This is a genomic window from Streptomyces sp. S6, assembly GCF_054880855.1.
The window spans coordinates 1-7,557 of record NZ_JBTYMC010000314.1; the positions used below are offsets into that span (position 1 = coordinate 1).

Genomic DNA, 7,557 nt, shown 5'->3' on the forward strand with positions numbered 1-7,557 from the left:
GCCGGGGCGGGCGGCGCTGCTGGCCGACCGGGACGGGGCCGCGTTCGGGATCTGGGAGGGCGAGCTGTTCGGCGACTGGGACCTGTGGCGCCGCTCGGCCCCCGCCCTGGTCCGCCTCCACACCCGGGACGCCTTCGCGTCGGCGATCTTCTACGGCGAGGTCCTGGACTGGGCCTCCGATCTGCCGGGGAGCTGCGAGGTCCACTACGTCGACTACGGGGCCGGCGAGGTCGTCCTGCGCAGCCGGGGCGCGGACGTCGCCCGTATCGGCTCCGGCGCTCTGGAGGCGGCCCCCGACCCCACGGTCCGCCCCCACTGGCAGGTCCACTTCACCGCCCCGGACGTCGCCGCCTGCGCCCGCGCCGCCGAACTGCACGGCGGGAGCGTCCTGACCAAGTCGGCGCGGGACGTGGTGCTGCGGGACCCGGAGGGGGCGCAGTTCACGGTGACGGAGCGGGGGGACTGAAGGCGCCGGGGAGAGGGCGGAGGCGGGCGCTCGGGCCCGATCGCGCGATGCCCGCCCGGACTTCTCTACGCGGCCGCCGGCAGCGCCCTCGGCAGGCTTCTCGGCAGGTCGAGGCTGGTGCGCAGGCCCGGTATCGGCAGGACCGGAATCAGGCGGGCGCGGCGGCCCGTGCGGGCGCGTTGGGTGAACCAGATGACCTTGGTGCCGCCGGTGGTGGCGCAGCAGCCCCAGCCGTCGCTGGTGGCGGCGAGGCGGGTGAGGCAGGCGCGCAGGTCCTGGACGGGGCGCAGGTCGGGGTCGTGCTCGGCGACGGCGGTGATGAGGTGGTGGCCGTTCCACCACATCTCGATCGCCGCGCGTTTGTCGACGGCGTGCCGGTCGATGGCGTTGAGCAGCAGCTCGGCGCCCTCCCCGACGGGTTCCGCCAGCGTCTCCAGACCCCAGTGCCGCAGGTGTGCGGCGAGGATGCGCCGGACCTGTCCGGCCCGCTGCGGGCTGACGTCGACGTCGAGGTGGTAGGTGCAGGGAGCGGCGGTCTTCATCGTCGTCGGCTCCTGACTGCCATTCGTTTCCGCGTCACCTCCACGGTGGGGGCGTTGCTCCGTTCGTGCAACACGGGCCTCTCGTGTACCCGTGATCGGCGCGCTCATGCCAGGTGCGAAGGCCTGGTGCGAAAAGTGGAGGCGATGTTGTGGATCGGTGTCGATTGCTTGCCCGTTCGTGGTCACAAGGGCCCGCCGCTGGGCTAGATTCGAGCACCCCGGCAGCCGTTTTGGCCTGGGCCTTCACTCCCCGTTCCTGTCAGGAGCCAGCGCATGCGCGACGTGTCCCCGCTGACCGGAGGGCTCGCCGACAGCGTCTTCGACATGGCGCGGCGCACCCCCGACCGGCCGGTGCTGGCGCGGCGTTCGGCGGTGGACCCCGAGACGTGGGACGAGGTGAGCGCGGCGGCGCTGCGGGACGAGGTCGTGGCACTGGCGCGAGGGTTCGTCGCGTCGGGCATCTCTCCGGGTCACCGCATCGCGGTGATGGCGCGCACCCGCTACGAGTGGACGGTCATCAGCTACGCGCTGTGGACGGTGGGCGCGGAGGTCGTGCCGGTGTACCCGACGTCGTCGCGGAACCAGGTCGAGTGGATCCTGCGGGACTCCGGCTGCGTCGGGGTCGTCGTGGAGGACGAGGCGACCGTGATGACGGTCGGTTCGGTGTGCGCGGGCCTGAACCGGCTGCGTCACGTCTGGCAGTTGGACGCGGGCGCCCTCGACCGGCTGGTGGCGCTGGGCGAGTCGGTGCCGGTGACGACGGTGGACTCGCTGCGCCGGATCGTGTTCCCCGACTCGACCGCGGCGATCGTCTACACCTCCGGCACCTCGGGCCGTCCGCTGGGCTGCGCGCTCACCCACCAGGGCCTGGCGAGCCCCTGCGACACGCTGCTCGCCGGGTGGGGACACACGGCCGCACCCCCCGGACAGCGGCCCGCGATCCTCGCGTTCCTGCCGTTCTCGCACGTGTACGGGCTGATGATCCAGGGGCTGTGCATCCGCGGCGGCATCTTGATGGGGCACGAGCCGGACATGAGCGAGGCGGCGCTCACGGCGGCGCTGCGCACGTTCCGGCCGACGTACCTGTACGCGGTGCCGTCGGTGTTCGAGAAGATCTACAAGGGGTTCCTGCTGGCCGCCCAGCAGTCCGGGCGCGGGGGGCTGTTCGAGCGGGCGGCGCAGACGGCGCGGGAGTTCGCGGCGTCCGTGGAGCGCCAGCGCCTCGGCCGGGGTTCGGGGCCGGGTCTCGACCTGCGGATGCAGCACGCCGTCTTCGAGCGGACCGTCTACCGCAGACTGCGCGGCACGCTCGGCGGACGTGTCCGGCGTGCCTCCTCGGGCGGCTCGACCCTGCACCGCGACCTGTCGCTGTTCTACGAGGGCATCGGTATCTACGTCAACGACGGCTACGGCCTCACCGAGACCGGCGGCGGCATCACCGCGCAGCCGCTGGGCCGCGAGAAGTCGGGCACGGTCGGGCAGGCGCTGCCCGGCACGGACGTCCGGGTCGCCGACGACGGGGAGATCCTGGTGAGCGGCCCCTCGGTGTTCCAGGGGTACGTGGGCGACGAGGCGGCGACCCGGGCGGCGCTGCACGACGGCTGGCTGGCCACCGGTGATCTGGGCCGTCTCGACTCGGACGGCTATCTGACGATCACCGGCCGCAAGAAGGACGTCATCGTCACGACCAGCGGCAAGAGCGTCTCGCCCACGCTGCTCGAACAGCGGCTGCGTGTCCACCCGTTGGTCCACCAGGCGGTCGTGGTCGGCGACAACCGGCCCTGTGTCGGCGCGCTGATCACCCTCGACCCGGAGTTCCTGGCGCACTGGCGGGCCCGGCTCGCGCTCCAGGGCGACCTGCCGAGCCGTGAGGCGCGGGAGGAGAACGCCCTGCGCGAGGAGATCGGCCGGGCGGTCGCCGCCGCGAACAGTGCCGTCTCCCGCGCGGAGTCGATCCGGGTGTTCCGGATCCTGCCGCACGCCTTCGACCAGGCGGGCGGGCTGCTGACGCCGTCGATGAAGCTGCGCCGGGACTCGATCGCCCTGCACTGGGCGGCGGAGATCGAGGCCATGTACCAGGCCCGCGCCCCGATCCCCCGCCACATCCCGTCGGACGCCCTCGGCTGGGACGACGCCGACGACGTGTTCAGGTGAGGCTGCCGGCGGCTCAGGCGGGTGCGGTGCCGCGCGCGGTGAGCCTCAGGTAGTAGGCGCCGACGGTCGCGAGGTAGCGGGGGTCGCGGGTCTCGCTGTCGGTGCGGAAGCGCGGCGCGGCCTTCACCTCCTCGCGGCTGCACGTCAGCAGGACGCGCCGGCCGGTGTCGTCGACGCCTGCGACGGTGCCCGCCGGGACGACCGCGCTGCGGCCGAAGACCCAGACTCCGGTCTCGACGACGAGGTGACGCATGCCCTGGGGTGCGGCTTCGCGTTCGACGCGGCCGACGGTGCCGTCCGTGGCGACGACGGTGTAGCCGGTCAGTCCCTGCCCTTCGACGCGACCGGACTCCGGCGCGTACGTCCAGATTCTCTCGCTGGTCAACACGGCTCCCTCCCTTTCACCCCGTGGACGGCCGCCCGCCGCCGTCCGTACAGCTCCCCCATACCCGCCCGAAGCCGTGGTGACGCCGCATATCCGGGTGCGGTACGGCACGCATGGAACGAAGGGACGGGGGTATGGCCATGTGACTATCGGGCCGGGGTCGTCAACATGCCTCTCCCGGCTGGCGCGAGCGCCTCCGGCGCGGTGGGATCGGTGTGGTGCCGTAGACAAGGGAGGCCGACGTGGATCGACCCAGGATCCTGGTGGTGGGCGCGGGTTTCGCGGGCGTGGGCTGCGTCCGGAGACTGGAGCGGGGTCTGGCCCCGGGCGAGGCGGACATCACGCTGGTGACGCCGTTCGCCTACCAGCTCTACCTGCCGCTGCTGCCACAGGTGGCGTCGGGTGTGCTCACCCCGCAGTCGATCGCCGTGTCGCTGCGCCGCAGCAGCAGGTACCGCACCCGGATCATCCCGGGCGGTGCGATCGGCGTCGACCTCAAGTCGAAGGTGTGCGTGGTCCGCACGATCACCGGCGACCTCGTCAACGAGCCGTACGACTACCTCGTCCTCGCCCCCGGCAGCGTCACCCGCACGTTCGACATCCCGGGCCTCACCGACCACGCGATCGGTATGAAGACGCTGGCCGAGGCCGCATACGTGCGGGACCACGTGATCGCGCAGCTCGATCTGGCCGACGCGAGCGAGGACCCCGCCGAGCGGGCCTCCCGGCTCCAGTTCGTGGTGGTCGGCGGCGGGTACGCGGGCACCGAGACGGCGGCCTGTCTGCAACTGCTCACCCGTAACGCCGTCAAGCGGTATCCGCGCCTGGACCCGAAGCTCATCAAGTGGCATCTCATCGACATCGCCCCGAAGCTGATGCCGGAGCTGGGCGACAAGCTCGGGGCGAGCGCGCAGGAGGTGCTGCGCAAGCGGGGCGTCGAGATCTCCCTCGGCGTGTCCATCGCGAAGGCCGGTCCCGAGGAGGTCACCTTCACGGACGGCCGGGTGATCCCGACGCGCACGCTGATCTGGACGGCGGGTGTCGCCGCGAGCCCGCTGATCGGGACGCTCGGCGCGGAGACGGTCCGGGGGCGGCTCGCCGTCACGCCGGAGATGTCGGTGCCGGGGCACGACGGGGTGTTCGCCCTCGGGGACGCGGCGGCCGTGCCGGATCTCGCCAAGGGTGAGGACGGCGCCGTCTGCCCGCCGACGGCCCAGCACGCGATGCGCCAGGGGAAGGTCGTCGCGGACAACGTCATCGCGACGCTGCGGGGGCAGGGGACGAAGGCGTACAAGCACAAGGACCTCGGTCTGGTCGTCGACCTCGGCGGGACGGACGCGGTGTCCAAGCCGATGGGCGTGGAGCTGCGGGGCGTGCCCGCGCAGGCCGTGGCGCGCGGCTACCACTGGTCGGCGCTGCGCACGAACGTCGCGAAGGTGCGGGTCCTGACCAACTGGACCCTCAACGCGCTCGCCGGGGACGATTTCGTCCGCACCGGCTTCCAGTACCGGCGTCCGGCCCGGATGAAGGACTTCGAGTACACGGACACGTATCTGACGCCGGAGCAGGTGGCGCGGCAGGTGAAGGGGGCGGGGAAGGACTGAACGGGAGGGGGGTGGGGCGGACCGGCATGTGGATGCCCCGTCCCACCCGACTTGCGTCCCGCATAAAGTACGCGGCGTGAACACAGTGGTCAGACGGGTGTGGGACAGGGTGGCGGCCTCGGATCCGGGGCTGCTGAGGCTCGCGGCGGGGCTGCGGACGACGGGCGCCATCGCACTGACCCTGGCGGTGCTGGCACCGTTCGGGGTGAGCGTGTCGCACCTCGTCGCGGGGGCGATCACGGCGATGGTCGCCACGTTCGCGATCCAGGAGAAGCGGCGCGGCCCGCAGGCGGTGACCCTCGCGCTGGGCCTGCCGGTGGCCGCCGCGTCGGTCGCGCTGGCGACGCTGCTGCACTCCCTGCTCGTCGTCGGCGACGTGTTCTTCGTGGTGCTGATCTTCGGCGCGGTGTACGGGCGGCGGTTCGGCGACCGGGGTCACGCGCTCGGGATGATCGCGTTCCAGACGCACTTCGTGGCGCTGTTCGTGGGCGTGCGGACCGGGAACCTGCCGGGGTTCCTCGGGACGGTCGTCGTGGCGTTCGCGTGCAGCGCCCTCGCCCGGTTCGCGCTGGTCCCCCAGACGTCGGCCGGGATCTTCCTGCGGCTGCGCCGGGCGTTCCGCGCACGGCTCGCGCAGCTCATGGACGCGCAGTTGGAGCTGCTGGACGCCGGTCCCGAGGACGTCGAGAAGGCGCTGGAGCACCTGCGGGAGCGCACCGCGCGCCTGCACGAGACGGCGCTGATGATCCAGGGCCGCCTGGAGGAGGGCACCCCGGACGCGGCCTCGGCTCGCCTGGTCCAGCGGCGTGTCGCGGACGCGGAGATCACCGCCGAGCGTCTCGGCCTGCTCCTGCTGACGGCCCGCAGCGCGGAGCGCGCCGACACCCTCACCCTGCACCTCCCCGGCGCCCCCGTCCCCGAGAGTGGCCGGCACCTCGCGCGGGACGCCTCCCGGGACACCGTCCGCCGCGACCTCACCGCGCTGCGCCTGCTGGTGCGGGAGCCGGACGCGGCCGGCCCCTCCCGCTCCCACCTGCGCAACCGCCTCCTCGGCTACCGGGACGAGGAGAACCTCCCCGACGGGCCGCCCGCCGTGCAGGACGTCTTCCGGGGCATCGGCGAGGCGGCGCGCGCGGTGCTGGGCCTGCGGATCGTGCTGGACGGCCCGCAGGACGACGCCGACGACTCCGCCGAGACGGCACGTTCGCGGGAGGAGCTGGACGCGGAGGACGCGGCGCTGGAGGCCGAGGAGGAGCCGGAGGCGACGGGGCTGGCCCGGCCGACGACCCGGGCGGCGGTGCAGGTCGCCGTCGGGTCGTCGCTGGCGATCGTGGGCGGCGAGTTCCTGTCCTCGCACCGCTGGTACTGGGCGGTGCTGACGTGCTGGATCGTGTTCATCAACACCTCGTCGACCGGCGAGATCCTCGTCAAGGGATACCGGCGGCTGCTGGGGACCGTCCTCGGTGTCGTCGCCGGGCTGGTGCTGGCGGGGCTGGTCGGGCAGCACACGTGGACGGCGTTCGCGCTGGTCCTGCTGTGCGTGTTCGCGATGTTCTACACGGCGCCCCTGTCGTACACGCTGATGTCGTTCTTCGTGACGGCCGCGCTCGGCGTCCTGTACACGCTGCTGCACACCTACAGCCTCTCGGTGCTGGTCCTGCGCGTCGAGGAGACCGCGCTCGGCGCGGCCTGCGGGGTGATCGCGGCGGCGCTGGTGCTGCCGGTGCACACGGACCGGCGGACCGACGAACTCCTCGAAGCGGTCCTGGAGCGGCTCGCGGACGTCACCTCGGGCGCGCTGGACCAGCTCAGCGGCGCACAGGCCGAGGATCTGCTGGAGCGGGCGCGGGATCTGGACCAGGCGCTCGCGGATTTCCTGGCGGCGACGCAGCCGCTGACGCATCCGGTGTCGCCGCTGCGCAGCCGCAAGGACACCGCGCGGTACGTGGTGGCGCTGCTGGAGACCTGCGCCTATCACGCACGGTCGCTCGCGGCGACGGCCGAGCTGCTGCCGACGCACCCCTCGATCGCGGCGGATCCCCGGCTGCGCGGGGCGGGTGAGCGGATCGTGGCCAACATCGGGGCGGTCGCGGCGCACGTCCGGGACGAGCCGGCGGCCGTCCGCACCGGGGCGAGCATCGCCTCGCTGCTGCGGCCGGGGCGGTACGGCACGCCGCGCTACGGCCGGGTCACGGACCGGGTGCTGCGGCATCTGCAACGGCTGGACGAGGCGGTGGTGGGGCTCGCGCGTCCGCTGGGGGTGCCGGTGAAGGCCGAGTCGGGGGATGTGGCGGCCTAGTGTCCTGAGTTCGTGATGCGTCGTTGATTGCGGCATGGGACGTCCGGGGCCGAAGCTGGCCAAGTTCGAGTTGTCGGATCACGAGCGACAGGTGCTGAGGCAGTGGG

General features: G+C 72.8%; 6 protein-coding genes. 4 read left to right on the plus strand and 2 right to left on the minus strand.

Annotated elements, in window-relative coordinates; genetic code table 11:
• A partial coding sequence (locus ACVNF4_RS29540; protein ID WP_461805943.1) for a VOC family protein occupies positions 1-466 on the plus strand: 466 nt, incomplete at its 5' end.
• A 65-nt stretch (positions 467-531) separates the two neighbouring features.
• Here ACVNF4_RS29540 and ACVNF4_RS29545 read toward each other — a convergent pair.
• Positions 532-1,008, minus strand: coding sequence for a pep a2 (locus tag ACVNF4_RS29545; RefSeq protein WP_461805944.1), 477 nt, complete (start codon positions 1,006-1,008; stop codon positions 532-534).
• Between the two features lie 273 nt (positions 1,009-1,281).
• Between ACVNF4_RS29545 and ACVNF4_RS29550 the strand changes: the two genes are divergently transcribed.
• Positions 1,282-3,162, plus strand: coding sequence for an AMP-dependent synthetase/ligase (locus tag ACVNF4_RS29550; RefSeq protein WP_461805945.1), 1,881 nt, complete (start codon positions 1,282-1,284; stop codon positions 3,160-3,162).
• 13 nt (positions 3,163-3,175) lie between these two features.
• Here the strand turns inward: ACVNF4_RS29550 and ACVNF4_RS29555 are convergent, their stop codons facing one another.
• Positions 3,176-3,547, minus strand: a complete 372-nt coding sequence (locus ACVNF4_RS29555; RefSeq protein WP_461805946.1) for a PRC-barrel domain containing protein — start codon at positions 3,545-3,547, stop codon at positions 3,176-3,178.
• A gap of 242 nt (positions 3,548-3,789) precedes the next feature.
• On the opposite strand from ACVNF4_RS29555, the gene ACVNF4_RS29560 reads away from it, so the two are divergent.
• On the plus strand, positions 3,790-5,151 hold the full coding sequence (locus tag ACVNF4_RS29560; RefSeq protein ID WP_461805947.1) for an NAD(P)/FAD-dependent oxidoreductase: 1,362 nt from the start codon (positions 3,790-3,792) through the stop codon (positions 5,149-5,151).
• 85 nt (positions 5,152-5,236) lie between these two features.
• Complete coding sequence (locus tag ACVNF4_RS29565; RefSeq protein ID WP_461805948.1) at positions 5,237-7,450, plus strand: FUSC family protein; 2,214 nt, start codon at positions 5,237-5,239, stop codon at positions 7,448-7,450.
• The last annotated feature ends 107 nt before the right edge of the window (positions 7,451-7,557 follow it).

Bases quoted from the DNA above. Each gene is read 5' to 3' on its own strand.
- ACVNF4_RS29550 (WP_461805945.1), top strand. From the start codon at position 1,282: ATGCGCGACGTGTCCCCGCTGACCGGAGGGCTCGCCGACAGCGTCTTC.
- ACVNF4_RS29545 (WP_461805944.1), bottom strand. From the start codon at position 1,008: ATGAAGACCGCCGCTCCCTGCACCTACCACCTCGACGTCGACGTCAGC.